At 60.4% G+C, this 18,270-nt stretch carries 17 protein-coding genes; 7 read left to right on the top strand and 10 right to left on the bottom strand.

Annotation, left to right across the window (positions count from 1 at the left end; genetic code table 11):
• Window positions 1–22: 22 nt before the first annotated feature.
• Entirely contained in the window at window positions 23–592 is a 570-nt protein-coding gene (locus tag WFR25_RS14565; protein WP_336971844.1) for a TetR/AcrR family transcriptional regulator, read from the top strand.
• A gap of 72 nt (window positions 593–664) precedes the next feature.
• Here WFR25_RS14565 and WFR25_RS14560 read toward each other — a convergent pair whose 3' ends face one another.
• The gene (locus tag WFR25_RS14560; protein ID WP_336971842.1) at window positions 665–2,407 is read right to left on the bottom strand and encodes an N-acyl-D-amino-acid deacylase family protein; all 1,743 of its coding nucleotides are present in this window, start codon (window positions 2,405–2,407) and stop codon (window positions 665–667) included.
• Window positions 2,408–2,513: 106 nt separating this feature from the next.
• On the opposite strand from WFR25_RS14560, the gene WFR25_RS14555 reads away from it, so the two are divergent.
• From WFR25_RS14555 to WFR25_RS14545, 3 genes are all read left to right on the top strand, one after another.
• Window positions 2,514–3,176 (top strand): TetR/AcrR family transcriptional regulator, encoded by a 663-nt coding sequence (locus WFR25_RS14555; protein ID WP_336971840.1) that lies wholly within the window; start codon window positions 2,514–2,516, stop codon window positions 3,174–3,176.
• Window positions 3,177–3,278: 102 nt separating this feature from the next.
• Window positions 3,279–4,241: an SDR family NAD(P)-dependent oxidoreductase gene (locus tag WFR25_RS14550; RefSeq protein ID WP_336971838.1), complete on the top strand. Its 963-nt coding sequence runs from the start codon at window positions 3,279–3,281 to the stop codon at window positions 4,239–4,241.
• Window positions 4,242–4,295: 54 nt separating this feature from the next.
• Window positions 4,296–5,165 (top strand): acyl-CoA thioesterase, encoded by an 870-nt coding sequence (locus tag WFR25_RS14545; protein WP_336971836.1) that lies wholly within the window; start codon window positions 4,296–4,298, stop codon window positions 5,163–5,165.
• Here WFR25_RS14545 and WFR25_RS14540 read toward each other — a convergent pair.
• A complete protein-coding gene (locus WFR25_RS14540; protein WP_336971835.1) occupies window positions 5,162–6,427 on the bottom strand; it encodes an MFS transporter in 1,266 nt (421 codons plus the stop codon). The two genes, WFR25_RS14545 and WFR25_RS14540, sit on opposite strands and share 4 nt — an antisense overlap.
• A gap of 181 nt (window positions 6,428–6,608) precedes the next feature.
• On the opposite strand from WFR25_RS14540, the gene WFR25_RS14535 reads away from it, so the two are divergent.
• Window positions 6,609–7,421 (top strand): enoyl-CoA hydratase/isomerase family protein, encoded by an 813-nt coding sequence (locus WFR25_RS14535; RefSeq protein WP_336971834.1) that lies wholly within the window; start codon window positions 6,609–6,611, stop codon window positions 7,419–7,421.
• Between the two features lie 9 nt (window positions 7,422–7,430).
• On the opposite strand, the gene WFR25_RS14530 is transcribed toward WFR25_RS14535, so the two are convergent.
• Window positions 7,431–8,417, bottom strand: a complete 987-nt coding sequence (locus tag WFR25_RS14530) for a TauD/TfdA dioxygenase family protein (protein WP_336971832.1) — start codon at window positions 8,415–8,417, stop codon at window positions 7,431–7,433.
• A gap of 414 nt (window positions 8,418–8,831) precedes the next feature.
• Here WFR25_RS14530 and WFR25_RS14525 point away from each other — a divergent pair, with 414 nt between their 5' ends.
• Window positions 8,832–9,827, top strand: a complete 996-nt coding sequence (locus tag WFR25_RS14525) for an amidohydrolase family protein (RefSeq protein WP_336974908.1) — start codon at window positions 8,832–8,834, stop codon at window positions 9,825–9,827.
• A gap of 86 nt (window positions 9,828–9,913) precedes the next feature.
• Here WFR25_RS14525 and WFR25_RS14520 read toward each other — a convergent pair whose 3' ends face one another.
• The 4 genes from WFR25_RS14520 to WFR25_RS14505 are packed head-to-tail and all read right to left on the bottom strand — an operon-like array spanning window position 9,914 to window position 12,660.
• Window positions 9,914–10,858, bottom strand: coding sequence for an SMP-30/gluconolactonase/LRE family protein (locus WFR25_RS14520; protein ID WP_336971830.1), 945 nt, complete (start codon window positions 10,856–10,858; stop codon window positions 9,914–9,916).
• Window positions 10,831–11,154, bottom strand: coding sequence for an enoyl-CoA hydratase/isomerase family protein (locus WFR25_RS14515; RefSeq protein ID WP_336971827.1), 324 nt, complete (start codon window positions 11,152–11,154; stop codon window positions 10,831–10,833). Before WFR25_RS14515 ends, WFR25_RS14520 begins: the two co-directional genes overlap by 28 nt.
• Window positions 11,081–11,557 carry an enoyl-CoA hydratase-related protein gene (locus WFR25_RS14510; protein WP_336971825.1) on the bottom strand — a complete coding sequence of 159 codons (477 nt, stop codon included), beginning with the start codon at window positions 11,555–11,557 and terminating at the stop codon, window positions 11,081–11,083. The genes WFR25_RS14515 and WFR25_RS14510 overlap by 74 nt, the downstream gene beginning before the upstream one ends.
• Complete coding sequence (locus WFR25_RS14505) at window positions 11,554–12,660, bottom strand: epoxide hydrolase family protein (RefSeq protein WP_336971823.1); 1,107 nt, start codon at window positions 12,658–12,660, stop codon at window positions 11,554–11,556. The genes WFR25_RS14510 and WFR25_RS14505 overlap by 4 nt, the downstream gene beginning before the upstream one ends.
• A gap of 182 nt (window positions 12,661–12,842) precedes the next feature.
• On the opposite strand from WFR25_RS14505, the gene WFR25_RS14500 reads away from it, so the two are divergent.
• Complete coding sequence (locus WFR25_RS14500) at window positions 12,843–13,679, top strand: metal-dependent hydrolase (RefSeq protein WP_336971821.1); 837 nt, start codon at window positions 12,843–12,845, stop codon at window positions 13,677–13,679.
• A 44-nt stretch (window positions 13,680–13,723) separates the two neighbouring features.
• Here the strand turns inward: WFR25_RS14500 and WFR25_RS14495 are convergent, their stop codons facing one another.
• The 3 genes from WFR25_RS14495 to WFR25_RS14485 all read right to left on the bottom strand — a co-directional run bounded on the left by WFR25_RS14495 (window position 13,724) and on the right by WFR25_RS14485 (window position 18,234).
• Window positions 13,724–15,298: an AMP-binding protein gene (locus tag WFR25_RS14495; RefSeq protein WP_336971819.1), complete on the bottom strand. Its 1,575-nt coding sequence runs from the start codon at window positions 15,296–15,298 to the stop codon at window positions 13,724–13,726.
• 132 nt (window positions 15,299–15,430) lie between these two features.
• A complete protein-coding gene (locus WFR25_RS14490) occupies window positions 15,431–16,753 on the bottom strand; it encodes an MFS transporter (RefSeq protein WP_336971817.1) in 1,323 nt (440 codons plus the stop codon).
• 5 nt (window positions 16,754–16,758) lie between these two features.
• Window positions 16,759–18,234, bottom strand: coding sequence for an aldehyde dehydrogenase (locus tag WFR25_RS14485; protein WP_336971815.1), 1,476 nt, complete (start codon window positions 18,232–18,234; stop codon window positions 16,759–16,761).
• Window positions 18,235–18,270: the final 36 nt, after the last annotated feature.

Genomic DNA, 18,270 nt, shown 5'->3' with positions numbered 1-18,270 from the left:
TGCCAGGGCCAGGGACACGGAAATGCTGAGCGCCGCCGCCACTTTGTTCGAACAGCGTGGCTTTGCCGGTGTGACCATGACGGAGGTCGCTCGACTGGCCCGGATCAGCAAGACAACGCTCTATACGCGCTATCCGACCAAGGCATTGCTGTTCCGGGCCATCTGTAGCTATGCGTGCCGCGTGTCGGCCGATCATATCGCTTCGGTGGTGATGGAGGGGCGTAAGCCCGCCGCGGTGCTGGCGGATTTCGGCGACGCCATCCTGACAGCGATGCGCGATGAGGCGTCCGACCGCTTTTTGCGTCTTGCCATATTCGAAGCCCCGCGTTTCCCTGATCTCGCCGAACAGATTTACCTGGAAAGCCGGGTCGTCGCCGCGCCGCTTACCGCCTATTTCACCGAACTGGTGCGGCAGGGCCGTTTGTCTGGGCACGACCCCGCATCGTTGGCGGATCAGTTCGTGGCCCTCATCACCGGCGGTCATGGCGGTTTGCTCGAACGGGAGGACAGGCGCGATGCCGGGTTGCGGGTTGCGGGCGCGCTGGCGCTCATCCTTCCGCTTCTTACGGATACTGTCACCGCATATGCATAAGGGCCGGGGCATGCACCCGGCCCTTACACCCCCATTTTAGCATGCGACCTTGCCGGAAACCGGATCAGGTCATCAGGCTATTTCATGCTGTGCGACCATCGCTGTTTCCGGTGCGCCGCGGACGCCCCGGACCAGACGACCGGGCAGGGCGCCGGTGGCCTCACCGTTGCGATAGGTGACGGCGCCGCTGACGATGGTGGCGATATAGCCCTTGGATTTTTGCGTCAGGCGCTTGCCACCGGCTGGCAGGTCGGCCTTCACCTTTGGACGGTAAAGAACCATATTGTCGATATCGATGATGTTGACGTCGGCCTTATAGCCGGGCGCAAGGACACCACGATCACCCAGACCAACGGATTTTGCCGGCTGACTGGTTAGCGCCTTGATGACCGTCGGCAGATCCAACCCATCGCGGCCCAAACGGCCCGTCAGCATATAGGTGGTATAGGCCGCGTCGCAGATCATGCCATAATGCGCGCCGCCATCGCCCAGCGCGATGATCATATTATCCTGCCCGATCAGGTCGCGGGACATGTCCAGATAATGGCGGACATTTTGTGAATAGGAACACAGGATCGCGTGCCCGTCATCTTCCAGCAGAGCGTCGTAAATTAGCTCATGTGCGGGCACGCCATGCCGTTCGGCCTCGGCCTGTAAACTGTCTTCCGGTGCGAAATTATAATCGGCCGGGTCGTTGATGCGGTAGAGCGCAGTGATCGACTTGAGCAGGCCGACGAAGGAGGGATTGGGATCTTCCGGTTCCTCCGACAACAGGCGCGCACGGAGTTCCGGGTCGCGCATCCGGGCAACCTTTTCTTCGAGCGGCAGCTTTGCGATCTCCCGAAAGCTCGGGTTGAGCGAAAAAGGATGATAGCTCAGGTCCAGACCGTAAAGTACGCCCATGGGGCGTGGCATGAACTGTGCGCGAATGGTCAGGCCGTCAGCCTTCGCCTGTTGCACGCCTGCGACATAGCGGCCCCAGTTTTCGGAACGGAATGGGGTTGCGATCAGGCTGAAAGTTACCGGGCAGCCGGTCGTTTCCGCAATCGTGCGGAAAATCTTCATTTCCGTTTCAGCATCATTGTCGAGATTGGGATTGCACTGGAAGGTGCCGGCACCGGCATCCTTCAGTCCCTCCGCCAAGGCGAGCACTTCGTCCAGTTCGGTGGTGACAGACGGAGCGAATTCGCCGGAACGGAAGCGGTGGAACAGATTGCGCGAACTGGCCACGCCCAGCGCACCGGCCTTCACCGCCTCGCTCACGCAGCGGCGCATTTCGACCAGATCCTCCAGCGTCGGCGGCTCCAGATTCGCGCCGCGTTCACCCATGACGAACACACGCAACGGACTGTGCGGGATTTGCGTCGCGAAATCGACATCGGATTCCCGTTGGGCGAGCGCGTCCAGATAGTCGGGAAAGCTGCTCCAGTTGAACGGCACGCCTTCGGCCATGACGACTTCCGGAATGTCCTCCACGCCCTCCATCAGCTTGATCATCAACTGGTGATCGCCATCGCGCACAGGCGCAAAGCCGACTCCGCAATTACCCATGACGACGGTGGTAACGCCATGATCAGAAGAGGGCGCCATTCGGCTTTCCCAGGTGATTTGACCATCATAATGGGTATGCACATCGACGAAGCCCGGCGTCACCGTCAGTCCGCTGGCGTTGATTTCCTCACGGCCTGAGCCGGACACCGCGCCGATGTCGACGATGACACCGTCGCGCACGGCGACGTCCCCGACAAAGGGTTCGGCGCCCGTGCCGTCAACAATCATACCGCCGCGGATCACGATGTCATATTGATTGCTCATCTCATTCCTCTCACTGTCCCTGGGTCCGTGGACTCGCTGCGGCCCTACTGAATAGCAAATACTATTTATCTCGCCAACGAGACAAAAACAATGGTAAATTGACGGCATGAATGACTTTGTAGACCGGGAAATGGTTGTGGGCACGCGGCGCAGAGTGCGTCGAACGACGACGGAAATCCGTGCGCTGATCCTTGATGCGGCACGCGCGGTGTTCGCCGAGCGCGGCTTTGCGGGGGCGACCACCCGGCATATCGCCGGACGCGCCGAAGTCGCAGAGCCGCTGATTTTCAACAATTTTGGCAGCAAGGCCACGTTGTTCGCAGAGGCGGTTATCGAGCCGTTCAACACGCGCTTCAGCGAATTTCTGGCGTTGAGCGATAATCTGCCGCCCGACCGTGAACAACGCAGCGCCCATTTCGTTCAGGCGCTCTATCCGTTTCTGCGCGACAATGCGGATATGCTCCTCGCGCTCGTCAAATCGTCGGGGGACATGGACTCGACGGAGCTGCACGGTCTGGACGATTATTTCACGCGCGCGGTAGAGCGTATGCGCGCCCAGTATGAGCAAGCGGGGTGGAAGTTCGATGTGCCGCCGGAACTGGTCGTGCGTAACACTTTCGGCATGTTGGCAGGGGCGGTCCTGTTCCGTGACTGGTTCTTTCCCGATGCGGCGCCTGACGAAGCGATGATGGAAGGTTCGCTAGCGCGGATGGTGTTCAAGGCGACCGAACCACGGGTGGTGGGCCTGCCATTGGCCGATCACGACTGAATCCGGCGGCTCAAGCATCACATTGTCGAAATCAGTCGGGCAGAGGCTTGGCGCGCGGTAGTGCCAGAGCCATGGTTCGGGCCGCAGATGAGGGTGATATGTATGAGCAAGATTGATTTCAGCGGGCAGGTCGCGGTTGTGACCGGTGCGGGCGGAGCGCTGGGATCGGCCTTCTGTCGCGAACTGGCAAGGCGCGGCGCGGCGATCGTCGCCAATGATCTGGGAGGGGAGCCGACCGGGGAGGGGACGTCGCATGGCTATGCCGATGCGGTGGTCGATATATTGCGCGAAGGTGGTGCAAGGGCCATCGCCAATTATGATACGGTGGCTACGGCCGCCGGTGGACAGGCGATCATTGATGCGGCGCTTTCCGCCTATGGCCGTGTCGATATCGTCATCAGTAACGCTGGAAACCAGCGGAACGGCGCCTTTGGTACATTGACCGAGGAGGATATTGAATCGGTCTATGCGGTTCACGCGAAAGGCGCGTTCAATGTCTGTCAGCCCGCCTATCGAGAGATGGTAAGGCAGGGCTATGGACGGATATTGCTGGTCAGTTCGCAGTCGGGCGTGTTCGGCAATCCGTTCCGGGCGAATTATGGATCAGCCAAGACTGCGCTGATCGGGCTGATGAACGTCATCGCACAGGAGGCACCGGATGGCGTGGTCGTCAACACGCTGTTCCCCAATGCACAGGGCGGGCGGCTGGGCGGGACGCCACTGTCCGAGCGGCCGGATGTCGCCTTCCTGACAGCGGCGGGAGAGCGGTCCCGGCATTTCATAGACGGCATGAAGCCGGAATTCGTGGCGGCGCTGGCTTGCTACATGGCCAGCCGGCAATGCGACCGATCGCAGCATATGTATTCGGTGCTCGGCGGCAAATATTCGCGCCTCTTCGTGGGTCTGACGGAGGGCTGGTATAGTCCAGGGCCGGACGCGCCGAGCTGCGACGACATCATGGCGAATATCGACCGGATCGACGATCGAAGTCATTATGATGTTCCACTCAGTGGTCTTGACGAAATGGATACGGTGCTCAAGGCGCGCCGCGCGCTGGGGCTTTGAAGGGCGATGTCGTCGAGCACCCTGCCATTGCCGCACTTCCCGGATGATGTGGCGATGCCGACTCGTGAAGCGGCAGCGGATATCCTGCACCTGCATGTGGATGGGGTGGGACGCTTTCATGCCGATGGAGGCGCGAAGAACCACATCGGCACCATTTTCGGGGGGCGGTTGATCGCCCAGTCGCTGGCTGCCGCCATCGCCACCGTCGCCGACATGCCGATCACTTCGGCGCATGTTTATTTCCTTGCGGCCGGGCAGGTGGATCTGCCGGTGGAGTATCGGGTTGACTGCCTGCGCGACAGCCGCCGCTTTGCCAACCGGCAGGTCATGGCTTTGCAGGAGGGGCAAGCTATCTTCACGCTGATGGCGCAATTCCATGCGCCGGAGGATGGCTTTGTCCATCAGCATGCCATGATGCCGGACGTTCCACCGCCTGAAGCCGTCATGCCATTGCAGCAATATGTGCGTGAGATGGAAGCGCAGATCGATCTTTCCGCGATCCGCAATTTCAGTGGCGCGATGCCAATGGAGATGCGCCCGATCGCGCCGGAGCGCTATTTCATGGAACGCACGAATGGCTCGCGGGACTTCTGGTTTCGTCTGCCGAGCGCGGTGATGGTGGATGATCCGCGGCTGCAACAGTGCCTGCTCGCCTACGCCAGCGACTACTGGCTGGGTGGTGTGATGGCGATCCCGCACGTCTTTCCCACCAACGGGCGCGAATTGCTGATTTCCAGCCTCGACCATGCCCTGTGGTTTCATCGGCCCGCCCGTTGCGATCAGTGGCTGCTACACCATACCGTCAGTCCTTCGGCCAGCGATGGACTAGGCCTTGCGCAAGGGCAGATTTTCGACCGGGAAGGCCGATTGATCGCCTCGACAGCACAGGAATGCCTGCTGCGCCGACTATCCTCGCCGGTTTAGTGGACGGCGCCATCCGGTGGGTAACGTCCCATGGCAAGATAGAAGAACGCAGCCAGAAAGAAGCTGGCCGATGCGACCATCACCGCTACGTCATAATTGCCGAAATGATCATAAGCCATGCCAATGAGGCTCGCCCCCACAGCCACACCCAGGCCAATGCCAAGGACCGAGAGGCTGTAGATGGTCGCATAGCTTCGCAGGCCGAAATAGCGTGCTATCATGAAGGCGACGATATCGATCTCTGCCCCTTGGCCCAGGCCTATCATCAGCACCGCGCCGTAGAAGATGGCGGGCGGCACGTTGGCTTGAAGCAATAGCAGGCAGCCCAACGCAGGCGCCAGATTGAGGACGAAGGCAATGGCTGGCGCCCAGAAACGGTCGACCAGCACGCCACTGAGCAAAGCGCCCATCGCAGCGGCGGCACCCATCACCGATACGGCGCCGACCGCCGTCACCGCATCCAGCCCCTTGTCTATCGCGAGCGGCTTCATTTGTGAAAGCAGCGCCACGACCGGAACATAGTTGAGGACAGAGGCCGCGATGAGGATACGTACTTTGGGTTTTGCCAGCAGGACGTGCCAGGCCTCTGCCTTTTCCGTGGCTTTTATTCGGCCTGCCTTCAGTTCTACGCTGCGCGCCGGTACCCAAAACCAGATGAGCGGGAAAGCAATGCACAGGATGAAGCCAGCGAGGACGAGATAGCCCCCCGCCGTGCCAAAGCGCGTCAGGACCGGAAACAGGAGCATTGGCATCAGCGCCCCGGCAATGGCGAGGCCCGATCGGCCCAGCGCGAGCGCGGTCCCCCGTGTATGTTCGAACGCGCCGCTCAATATGCGGGTTACCGTAATGCCGGTGGTCGCCATGCCCGCAATGTTGAAGAAGAAATAGGCGGCGTAATAATAGCTGGTCGAGCCACCCATCATCGCAAGCAAGACGTAGCCGATGACCGTTAGCAGCAGACCGGCAGAAAGGATTGGCCGGACGCCATAATGGTCGGTCATTCGGCCGATTACCGGCGCGATGAAGGCGGTGATGAGGCCAAAGCTATGGACGAAGGCAATGTCGCCGCGTGACCAGCCGAACTGTTGTTGTAGCGGTTCCACGAAAAGGCTGGAAACGGCGGGATAGAGCGAATAGCCCAGTGATCCGGCCATCAGTGCGGCAATGCCGGGCCGCCACGCGCGTTTCCATTCCGCCCCCATCAACTGAATGTGCGAAACGCCAGCGGATGTAGCTGATGCTGCGTGCGTATCTTGTTTCATAGAGGCATGGTGTGGGAAGCTTGGCCATTGGAACAGCGGCTTCGTGCTTCCGCGATGTTTCTACGCATATGTGTAGAGACTGCGAAGGTCTTGCCATCCGAAGTGGCGCCGTTTCACAAGCGATCGATCATCCCTGCGTAAGCCGGCAGGGATAGACATGCTTCAGCAGTGGGAGAGGGTGATGGACGAGCAGGACATTCTGGTCGGGCCATGCGCGGGCAATGAGGATATCTGGCTGGTTACCCTGAACCGGCCCGCCCGGCTTAACGCGTTGATGCGGGAAACCGTAGCTCGCTTCAACGCGGTGCTGGACGATCTCGCTTCGAATCCGCTCTGTCGCGCGGTGATCATCACGGGCGCTGGGCGTGGCTTTTGCTCCGGGCAGGATTTGCAGGCGTCCGACCAACGCAATCGGGCGGGCGCCAGTGGCGTCGTCGAAAAGCTGCATTGGCAGGAACAGTTCGCTGGCATGGGCGGTCGCATCAGGTCCATGCCCCAGATCGTTGTCGCGGCAGTGAATGGCCCGGCCGTGGGCGCGGGTATGGCGATCGCCCTCACGGCGGATGTTCGTATCGCGACACCCGATGCCCGCTTTTTGGTGGCGGCTGTCCGCATTGGCCTGACCGGGGGAGAAAGCGGGATCAGCTATCTGTTGCCACGCATGATCGGCGCATCCCGCGCGTTCGACATATTGCTGACCGGGCGTCCCATTAATGCGGAGGAAGCCGAACGTATCGGTTTGGTGCGGTCGCTGTCGGAACCCGATGCGCTGTTGGCCGACGCCATCGCCTATGCTCGCGCAGTCCTGGCGAACAGCCCTTATTCGGTCGCGCATACCAAGAAGTTGATGTGGGCCAATCTTGACGCCAATTCCTATGAGGCGGCGATCGAGGCGGAAAACCGGACGCAGATATTGGGTACGATGACGCAGGATTATAGTGAAGCGACGGCCGCCTTCATGGAAAAGCGACCGCCGCGTTATCAGGGCCAATGATTGGGCGGATCAATCGACCAGACGCTTGACCGCCCGGTTGCGATCGAGCGCGGGATCCAGATACCGACCGACCTTATAGTCGCCCATGATGGTCGTTCGGCGTGCGAGACGAGAGCAGTCCAGTGGCACACCATTGGCGGAGTGGATAAGCCGCCAATTGTCCCACACCAGCATGTCGTTCTTCTCCCATTTGTGGAAGTAGGCGAAGGCGGGATCAACAAGATGATCGGCGATTTCGGTCAGCAGCGCATCGCTTTTGGCCTTGTCCATGCCCAATATGGTGCGGGCGTGCATCGGCGACAGTTTCAGAACCTTGCGACCCGTTTCCATCTGCGTGATCACCATGGGGTGGACGACCGGCGGAAAATCGTAGCCTGCTGCTTTGGTGGAATGCGCCAGCGGCAAGGCGCGTATATCCTTGGGGAAACCGAATTGGTCCGAGCAGAAGTCGGGATTGAATTCATAGACGACCTCCAGCCCCTCGATCCGCTGCTTTAGGGCTTCAGGCAGGCGGTCATAGGCTTCGATGGCGTCGATGAAGCCGGTTTCGCCCATTTTCTGCGCCGGTTCTGCCATCCGCAGTACCGCGCCGCGCACGATGGTGGGCATGAAACTCTGATCCCAATGCCAGCCAAGCCAGCCAGCGCGGTCGATGCCGCCCACATTATAGTTCTTCTGAAAACGGGGCGCCGGGTCGCTGGGATCATAGGCGAGCGTCATCATATATTGATTGTCCGGATCGTTCATGTCGGCCGTTGCCGCAGGCTCCATCTCGCCGAATAGACGGCTGAGGCGCATCTGTGCCTCATCGTCATGGCCGCTTCCGCGCAGCAGCAGCAGGCCGGCCTCGATCCAGATGTCGCGGATGGCCGTCGCGGTGGCGTCGTCCAGCGGTCGATTGAGATCGACACCCACGATCTCTGCGCCAAAGCCATGGGTAAGCGGGCGGACCCTCAGGCCGCGTATGCCACTGATGCTGCTTTCATCGGCGATCATTAATCCTCTCCTTTGAATCACTCTTTCGATGATGTCGCAGACTATACTTTGACGAATGATCGCAGAATGCGGCTTTGTTCAAAAAAACTATTCAATAATCCTGAACAATAGATCGACCTGCTTTTTCCCGAACTGCTTCCGGGGTGTCAATCATATCCATCAGATTTCTGATGAGATGGCTCGTCCGCGCCGGGAACGGAGCGCTGGCGGATCGCCATGCTATAGATCGAGAGAAGGGCCGGCACCGTAACGGGGGACAGGGACGGACGCCCGACGAAATTCGACATGGAAAGGCAAATGAGAATGAATAGCTTCACCGCCACGCCGTGGCCTCGGGACCGAGTGATTCCGGCGCCGGCATGGAAGCGTCCGGATGGACTGCGCGTCATATCAAGCGATGACCATTTGATCGAGGTGCCCGGTCTGTGGGAAGATCGGTTGAAAGGCGCCGACAAGGATCGCGCGCCCAAATTCTGGAAAGATGAAGCTGGTTTCCATCTGACGGTCGACGGCCAATCCTATGATGTGCCGGGCCTGCCGCCGGAATTTCCGGAGGGTCGCGAAGGATTCTGGGATGTGGACAAGCGTCTGGCAGACATGGATGCCGAGGGTATCGACGCCGCCGTCATTTATCATGGCCGTCTCAACAGCCTGATCCGCATGCCGGACAAGGAATTATGGTTCCGCTGTGTCGACGTATGCAATGAATGGGCCGCCGAATGGAAGGCCGCTGCGCCAGAGCGTCTTTATCCGGTCGCGTTGCTGCCGACCTTCCTCTGGCCGGAACAGACGAAGGATTATCTTCAGAAGCTGAAGGCCATGGGCTACAAGGCGATCGACATTCCGGTAAATCCCAAGGGTGTGCGCTATAATAGCCTGAGCATGGACCCGATGTGGGAGGCCATCCAGGAAAGCGGCCTGCCGGTATCTTTCCACATCGGCGCCTATCTTCATTATAGCGGCCGTGGTTCGCTGGGCGCCAATCTCAACGCCAACCTGATGCCCTTTACCGGGCTGTTCGGACAGCTCGTCTTTTCAGGGGTGTTCGATCGCTTCCCCGATCTCAAGGTCGTCTTTACCGAGGGTGGCGCGAGCTGGGTGCCGGGTACGCTGGAAAATGCCGACAAGGTCGCACGCGATTATGCGACCGAATTGCGGCCCAAGCTGGCGCACAAGCCGAGCTGGTACTGGCACAATAACTGCTACACCACCTTCATGGAGGATGACGTAGCGATCGAGAATATCGGTCGGATCGGGGCGGATCGCGTGATGTGGTCCACTGACTATCCGCACCCCGAAGGCGTGATGGGTAAGTCCGATGTTATCCTGAAGGGCATCTTCGACCAGATCGGCGAAGAGTCTGCGCGCAAGGTACTGGGCCAGAACGCGGCCGACCTCTGGGGCATCTAACTGATCCCCATGTAGCAGGATGTGGAGAAAGGGCCGGGATCTTCGGATCACCGGCCCTTTTTTTGGGTGGTCATGTTGAAGACAATTCAGGCATCGAAAGCCAGTTTCAGTCCCGGCCTTGGCCAGCGTCCCCGCAGCAGCCGGCCAGTGCCTGCGGCCGTGATCCAGACATCACGACCATCGGCGCCGCCAAAGCAGATATTCGTCACCATATGACCCTCGACCGGTACATGCGTGCAGGTGCCAGTCTGCGGATCGATTATGGTGATGCCGCCATGGATGATCGAACTGATGCAGATCCGGCCATCCGCTTCGACCGCCAGGCTGTCCAGCATGACATGGCCGGGAACGCTCGCGACCAATTCGCCCGGTGCATGTCCATAATCGGCCAGTTCACCCGGCGCGATAATCTCTGCGCGCCATAGTCGGGCCGTCAGCGTATCGGCCCAGTAAAGCAAGCGGCCATCGGGCGACAGGCCAATGCCGTTGGGCGACAGAAGATTTGTGCGGACCTGACGGATCATGCTGCCATCGGCGCGGGCATGGTAAAGGCCGCCATAGCTCTTGCTATCCGGCGCGCTGGTCCCGTGATCGGTAAACCACAAGCCGCCATCGGGATCGAAGACAAGATCATTTGGCGCGCGCAGCGGCATGTTGTCGCAGGCTGTGTAAAGGGTTGTGACGGCGCCGCTTTGCAGATCCAGGCGCTGGATCGATCCGCCCACATAACGTTCTGGTGCGAATGTGATGCGCAGCAGGCCATCGACCAGATCGCACGCAAAACCACCGCCGTTGTTACAGATATAGGCCGCGCCATCCGGGCCGATTGCGGTGCCATTGGGACCACCATCGATCTGCGCGATCAGCCGTAATGCGCCGTCAGGCTGAATGCGGCTGATCCGCCCCGATCCTACCTCGACGATGAGGACGGAGCCATCCGATAGCGCCACTGGTCCTTCCGGGATCAGCAATCCAGTCGCTACCGTTTCCATCGCGGCCCCTGTCATTCGCGCACCGGAAGAGTGGTCCATGCCATGGCCCCTTCGGCTTTGCGCCGTAGCAGTGCCTCGGCTTCGATATCCATGGCCTCGCCCAGTGTGGTCCGCGATCCACGATCGAGCACGCCCTTTACAATGCGGATCAGGCCGGGATCATGAGCCGCCATTGCCGTCGCTACCTCGATTGCGCGGGGAAGCAGGCGATCGGCTGGCAGCAGTTCGTTGATCAGCCCCACGCGTAGCGCCGACGCCGCATCAATCGGCTGGCTGCTCAGCATCATCTGTCTGGCAAAGCGGGTGCCCACTGCATGGGGGAGTTGCGATCCCATGCCGCTCCCTGACAGCGCGCCGATCCGGGCATGGGTATCGGCCCTCGCTGGCCAGGATGAAATCGCATCCCAGCGCCAGTTCCAGGCCACCTGTATAGGCCGCGCCTCCCACTGCGGCGATGATCGGCTTGGCAAGCTGCGGGACACTCTGGATCAGCGCGGTCACTCGATGACGTGGAGCGTCGGGCGCAGAAAAGGTCTTGAGGTCAAGACCCGCGCAGAAGGCGGGCGCCGTTCCCGTCAGGATCGCGACGCGCCATCGGTTTTCGCTGTCGAACCGCTGGAATGCATCCGACAGAGCGTCGAGGAGCGCCAGATCAATGGCATTGCGCTGTGCGGGACGATCGAGCGTCAGCAGCATGACATTGGCGCTTGGCTCTTCGATGATCAGGGTTTCGTTCATGCCATTGACTCGAAGAAAGCGATGACGTCTTCGGCAAAGGCCTGGGGTTCCTCCATCGCTGCGAAATGGCCGCCAGCTTTCATCGTCGTCATGCGTGCGACGGCATATTGCCGCTCCGCCAAGGCACGGCTGGGCATGGGATAAAATTCGCCCGGAAAATGGGCAAGGGCGGTCGGGACAGGCACTGGCCCCGGCGCCATCGCGTCGCTGCCAAGGCCGTTATACATCCAGATGGAGGACATGACCGAATCCGTGACCAGATAGGTCATCAGATTGGTGATCAGATGATCCTTGCTGAACCGGCTTTCGATGTCGCCGCCCGTGTCGCCCCAGCGCCAGAATTTCTCCACCACCCACGCGGCCCAGCCGACCGGATTGTCATGCAGGGCGAGGCCAATGGTCTGCGGCTTGGTGGCATGTTCGTGCTGATAGCCGCTTTCGGCTTCCATCAGCTTGCCCACGGCCCCCCAATAAGCGAGCAATTCCGCATCGGCATCCGGGCCGGGCGGGGGCGGCATGAAGAAATTGAGATGGATGGCGGCGACGACATCGACATGGCTGATGCCCAATTGTGTCGTTACGGCCGATCCCCAGTCGCCCCCCTGCGCGAAGAAGCGTGGATAGCCCAGCACATCGACCATCAAGCTGCGCCATAGTGCCGCGACCCGCGCCGGACCGATCGGCCGGGGCGGACGCCCAGACCAGCCATGACCGGGGAGCGAGGGGATCACGAGCGAGAAGCCGGCTTGCACAAGGCGGGGCATAACCTCCTGAAACTCCAGCACGGAGCCGGGCCAGCCATGGGTAAGCAGGATCGGGATGGGGCGGCGGTCGGCGTCTCCGCGCACATGGTAGAAGTGGATGGGAATGCCGTCGACGTCGGCCCTATATTGCGGCCAGCGGTTCAGCTTCTCCTCTTCCGCGCGCCAATCATAGTCCGTGCGCCAATAGTCGACCAGTTCCGCCAGATAGCGGGCATCCATGCCATATTGCCACTGGTCCGGATCATCCGGCATATAGCCGATACGCGTATCGGTCAGCTTCGTCTGGATGCGGTCGAGCACAGCCTGGGGCACGTCTATGCGAAAGGGTTCCGGTGTCATGGCCTCTCCTTGTGATCAGGTCGTGATCAGGCCTGTTCTTATCGCGCCGGGGGCGGTCCGCGAAACGGCTGCGCAACCCATCACAGCCATGATGGGCGTTGCGGGGCGCGATGACAGTTTGGCCAGCGGATGGTACGAGGCCGTATCGTAAAGCAGAAGCTGAGTGAGACAGGGCGATGATCGTGCGGTATCCGCGTATCGACTATTCGAAAATTCGAGCGCATTGGGCGCCGAATATCGCCTTCGCCCAGCACCAGAATGCGACGTCGATCATCCCCGCGCCGGTTGAACCCTGGCTGATCAAGGTGCTGCAACGCGCGAAGGACAAGCTGCCAGCGGGGAAGGTCGAACTGGATACCGAGATGACGGCATTCATCGGCCAGGAATCCCAACATTTCCGGCAGCATCGCATGTTCAACAAGGTGATCGCTGCGCAGGGCTATCCACGTTTGGCCGAATTTGAAAAGCAGTTGGCGGACGATCTGGACGGCTTCTTCAAAAATCGTTCGCTCAAATTCATGCTCGCCTATGCGGATGGTTTTGAATCGCTTGGTGCGGTGCAGGGTGGGATTTGGTTCGGAAAGATGGATCATCTGCTGGAAGGCGCGGACGAAAATGCGGTGGCGCTATGGAAATGGCACATGGCCGAAGAATTCGAGCATCGCGAAGTCTGTTTTCGGATTTATCACGCGCTCTACAGCCGGGGCTTGTGGGGCAAGATCTGGAACGGCTATTTTTACCGGATCTATGGCTGCGTCTATGCCATGATGCATCTGCAGGGCTATATGGCGCGGATGTTCCAGTATCTGATCGATCAGGACCGCGCGCATATGAGCGAGGCGGCGAAGGTGCAGTTGGACGCAGACGTCAAGGCGCTGAAAAAATTCCAACTGGGCGTATTCTTCCCCCAGTTGCTCAAGAATTTCCTGCCCTGGTACAATCCAGGCCGCAAGCCGACACCTGTCGGGCTGTTCGAATATCTGCGCCAGTATGAAAAGAGCGCTGAACCCGCGAATTGAACGAGTGGGGCGAAGGCGTTTCGCGCTCCGCCCCCTCCTTTCGATCAGGCCTGTGCGAGCAGGTCCTTAAGTACATATTTAATCACCTTGCCGGTGGAATTCATCGGCAGTTCGTCCAGGAAGGTGATGCCGCGGGGCACCTTGTAATTGGCAAGGTTGGCCTTGCTCCAGGCAATGACCTCCTCCGCAGTGATGGTCGACCCTTTCGAGCGGACGATGAAGGCATGACCGACTTCGCCCAACCGCTGGTCGGCTACACCGACGATCGCAGACTGGTGGATACCCGGCAGGCCGGTCATCTGCTTCTCGATCTCAGCGGGATAGACGTTGAAGCCGCCGACGATATACATGTCCTTCAGGCGATCTGTGAGCTTCAGATAGCCGTCCGCGTCGAGATAGCCGACATCGCCCGTATGGAGCCATCCGTCCGTGTCGAGCGTGGCGCGGGTGGCTTGCGGATTGTCGAGATATTCGATCAGCAGCTTGTCGTCGCGGATCAATATTTCACCTGGTTCGCCGACCTGCAAGACCGCGCCGTCAGGGCCGGCGACACGAATTTCAGTGCCGGGCAGCGCCGTCCCGACGGTATAGGCTACGCGCTCCATGGGATCGCCGGGCCGGGTATGCGTGGCCGAACCGCAGCATTCGGTCATGCCATAGCCGGTCGTAATCTCCGCGATGCTGGTTTCGGCCTGCAATCGCTTCATCAGATCGATCGGCACCACGGTCGCACCGGTCGACAGGAAGCGGTAGCTGGACAAATCCCAGTCCCGCCAGTTGGGGTGGGCCAGAACCTCCTGAAAAACGGTTGGCGGGGCGGGCATCACTGAAATGCGATTATGTGCGATCAGGTCCAGGATGGAGACTGCATCATAAGCTTCCGGCCAGTAGATGGTGCTGCCGCTCATCAGACCCGCGACCCAGCCAGCCTTGTAGGATGCGTTGTGCGAGAAAGGTCCGAACACGCAATAGCGGTCGTCGGCCGTCTGGCGGGAGATGTCCACCCAAGCGCGCCCACCGCCCAGCGATCGGCGATGGTCGAACAGAGCGCCCTTGGGCGCACCGGTGGTGCCGGACGTGAACATGATGTCGGCCAGCGTGTCGGGTTTGACCATGGCCTCCCGCTCCGCCAATTGTGCATTGCTGGTGTTCTGGGCCGTTGTTATGAAATCTTCCCAGCGCATATCGTCCGGCCCCAGTTCGTCCGGGGTCGCACGCAGGACGATGCGACGGTGCAGGTCGGGCATGGCTTCATCGCGCAGCATATGCGGATAATATCGGCCAAGAAACGTACCGATGGAAAACAGGCGTTTGATCTTGCCGCGCCGGATGATGTCGGCGACCTCGCCACCCTTGAGCCGTGTGTTGAGTGGCACCATCACCCCTGCGGCCCGCTGGATACCAATCGCGACCGCCACCCATTCCCACATATTGGGTGCCCAGATGGCTGCATGGTCGCCCGGTTGCGCGCCGTCGGCCAAGAGTGCCATGGCGACAAGATCAGCCTGCCGGTCGAGATCGCGAAAACTCATTGCACCATCGGCATGCGATACCAGCGCCGCGCGATCCCCATATCGTGCCGCTGCATCGCGCATCAGGGCAGGGATAGTCATGGTCATGATCGTTTTCTTCCAGAAAGGCCGGAACTGCTGTGGCGTGAGGCCGCCATCGTCGTAGCGTGGCTGTGGCGGCACTGCATCTGTGCGATGGAGCCGGTGCGATATGAACGCAGTTGTGATGAAACGAGGGGATCATGCTGCATCCAGCCGATGCAGGAAGGCTGCGCGCGCGGACCATACCAGCCATGCGCTGATCGGGCCGGCGGTCAACAGGCAGGTGATGATGGCAAGGCCGATCTTCATCGGATCGCCAAAAACATAGTCGGTGAGCAGGCCGATGAACATCGGACCCAGCGCATAACCGCACAGATTGGATGCGAGCACCATCAGGGCGGCAAAGCGGCCGCGCATTTCCGGTGGCGAAATCATCTGGACCGCTGCCATGGCCGGACCGAAACTGGCGCCCATCGTCATCATCATCACCGTGATCGCGGCAAACAGCAGCGTGAAATTGCCGATGGCGAAGGCGGCGGCCAGAAAGGGGGGAATGGCGAGGCAGAAAAAGGGCAGGACGCGCAGGGCAATGTCACGCATGCCGCGGGCAAACTGGCGGTCGATGAACAGGCCCAATGTCAAGCCGCCCACGATCCCGCCCAATGCTACGGCGACGGACATCATCGTTCCGATTTCCCCTGGACTGACATGCAGGACGCGGCGGGCATAGGTTGGCGCCCATACCATCGTGCCCTGGATCGCCATCGCCATGATCGCGGAGCCAAGGATCATCCCGATCATCAGGCGCGGGTGAGCGCGGATATGGTCGAAAAAAGCTGTCCAGCCCACTTTCTGAGGTCGATGTGCGGTCGCGCTGCGCCGGATGGGATCCCGAATGGCAAAGGCCAGAAAGGCGATGAAAACACCCGGCAACCCCGTCACGATGAGAACTTGCCGCCATGGCGCAAGGCCGGACAGCGGGCCGCCCAGCGGCCGGGCGGAAAATTGTTCGAGCAAGTGGCCGCCAAGGGCATAGGAAAGGGCGATGCCGATGACGCCCGCCACGGTGAAACAGACCATGGGCGTGGTCAGTCGGTGGCGTGGGAAGATGGAGGAAAGCAATGACTGGCCGGCGGGCGCGATGGCGGCTTCCCCGAAACCCACGAGCAGGCGTCCGGCAAATAATTGACCATAATTGCGCGCCAGCCCCGTTCCGGCGGCGGCGAGGGACCAGATGAAGATACCGGCGAACATGATCTTTCGCCGGGAATAACGGTCGACCATGCCGCCTATCACCAACCCCATCGCGCCATAGAAAAGCGCGAAGGCCAACCCCTGGACCATGCTGATCTGGAAATCATTAAGGTCCAGATCGGCCCGCATTTCCGGGATCATTACCGACATGACCTGGCGATCGATCATCGAAACGATCTGGAAGATCATGAGTATGGCGACCGACCACCAGGCGGTTCCCGCCCGGTAGTTGTCCGGCCACTGGTCATCGGGATCTGAGATGACCAAGCCGTTCATCCCTTCAGGTGGGTTGGCAGCTCATTCATGAAGATCGTCTTGATTTCGGTGAAGCTGTTCAGGCCCTCCGGCCCGCCCTCGCGTCCGACGCCCGACTGTTTGAAGCCACCATAGGGAATGGTATAGTCGACGACACGCCCATTATGGCCATAGTTGCCGGTGTGGATGCGGCGACCGATGGCATAGGCGCGATCGGCATCCTCGGTAAAGACGCCGCCCGACAGCCCGTAAATGCTGTCATTGGCGATGGCGATGGCATCTTCCTCATCGCGATAAGTGATAATTGTGCCGACGGGACCGAAAATTTCCTCGCGCGCGATCGTCATGCCATTATCGGCGTCGGTGAACAGCGTGGGTTCGACGAACCAGCCCTTGTCCAGATGCGCGGGACGATTGCCGCCCGTCACCAGCTTTGCGCCTTCGGCCTTGCCCTTTGCGATATAGCCGAGCACGCGATCATGCTGGTTCCGGGTTACAAGCGGTCCCATTTGGGTGGCTTGCGCAAAGGGATCGCCGACGGTGACATATTGCATGGCGGCGGCAAGCGCATCCGTCACTGCCCCTTTGAGCGATTGCGGCACCAGAATCCGGCTGAAGGCGGCGCATTGCTGTCCGCACAGGCCCACAAGGTTGGGCATGATCCCTTCCACGACTTTTCCGACATCGGCATCGTCCAGAATGATCGCGGCGGATTTGCCGCCCAGTTCGGTTGTGATGCGTCCGCTGCGTCCGCTGACCACCGATGCGATGTGCAGCCCGGCGGCGGTGGAGCCAGTGAAGCTCACCTTGTCGACGCCTGGATTGCGAATGAGATAGTCGGACACGTCACGATCGGCGGTGAGGACTGAGAACACGCCCTCCGGGACGCCCGCCGCCGCAATGCATTCGGCCAGAATTAGCGCTTCCAACGGCGTTTCCGGTGAAGGCTTGGCGATGATCGTGCAACCCGCCGCCAGTGCCGCTGCCACTTTCAGCGACAAGGTGGCGAGCGGCGCGTTCCACGGCACGATGGCGGCAACCACGCCCACAGGTTCGCGTATGACGACGACATTATCACCCGTCAGGCTCTTGCGAACTTCCTCAAACCCCTGATCAGCGAGACTGGCGAAATAGGTGTAATAGCCACCCATGAACGGGGCTGTCCCCGCCGACTGCGTATAGGGCATGCCAACCTGAAGCGACCATGCACGGGCGAAATCATCGCTACGCTTGGCCATTTCCTCCGCGATGCGGCGCAGATACACCGCGCGCTCAGGACCGGACATGCGCGGCCAGGGACCATGGTCGAAGGCATGGCGCGCAGCGGCAACGGCGCGATCCATATCCTGGGTCGTCGCCTTGGCAACGCGGCCTATTTTCTCTTCGGTGGCCGGGGAAACGATATCAATGCCATCGGAACCCGATGAGTTGGACCAGCCGCCGCCAATGAACAGCTTTTCCGGGCTGACGAGGTTCAAAAGTGTGTCGGTCATGGTTTGATGTCCTCTAAAAAGGCGAAAGTGGATAGG

This window comes from Sphingobium aromaticiconvertens (assembly GCF_037154075.1).
GTDB classification, from domain to species: domain Bacteria; phylum Pseudomonadota; class Alphaproteobacteria; order Sphingomonadales; family Sphingomonadaceae; genus Sphingobium; species Sphingobium aromaticiconvertens.
Note: the sequence above shows the minus strand (reverse complement) of the source record. Positions and strands in the feature narration are given on the sequence as shown.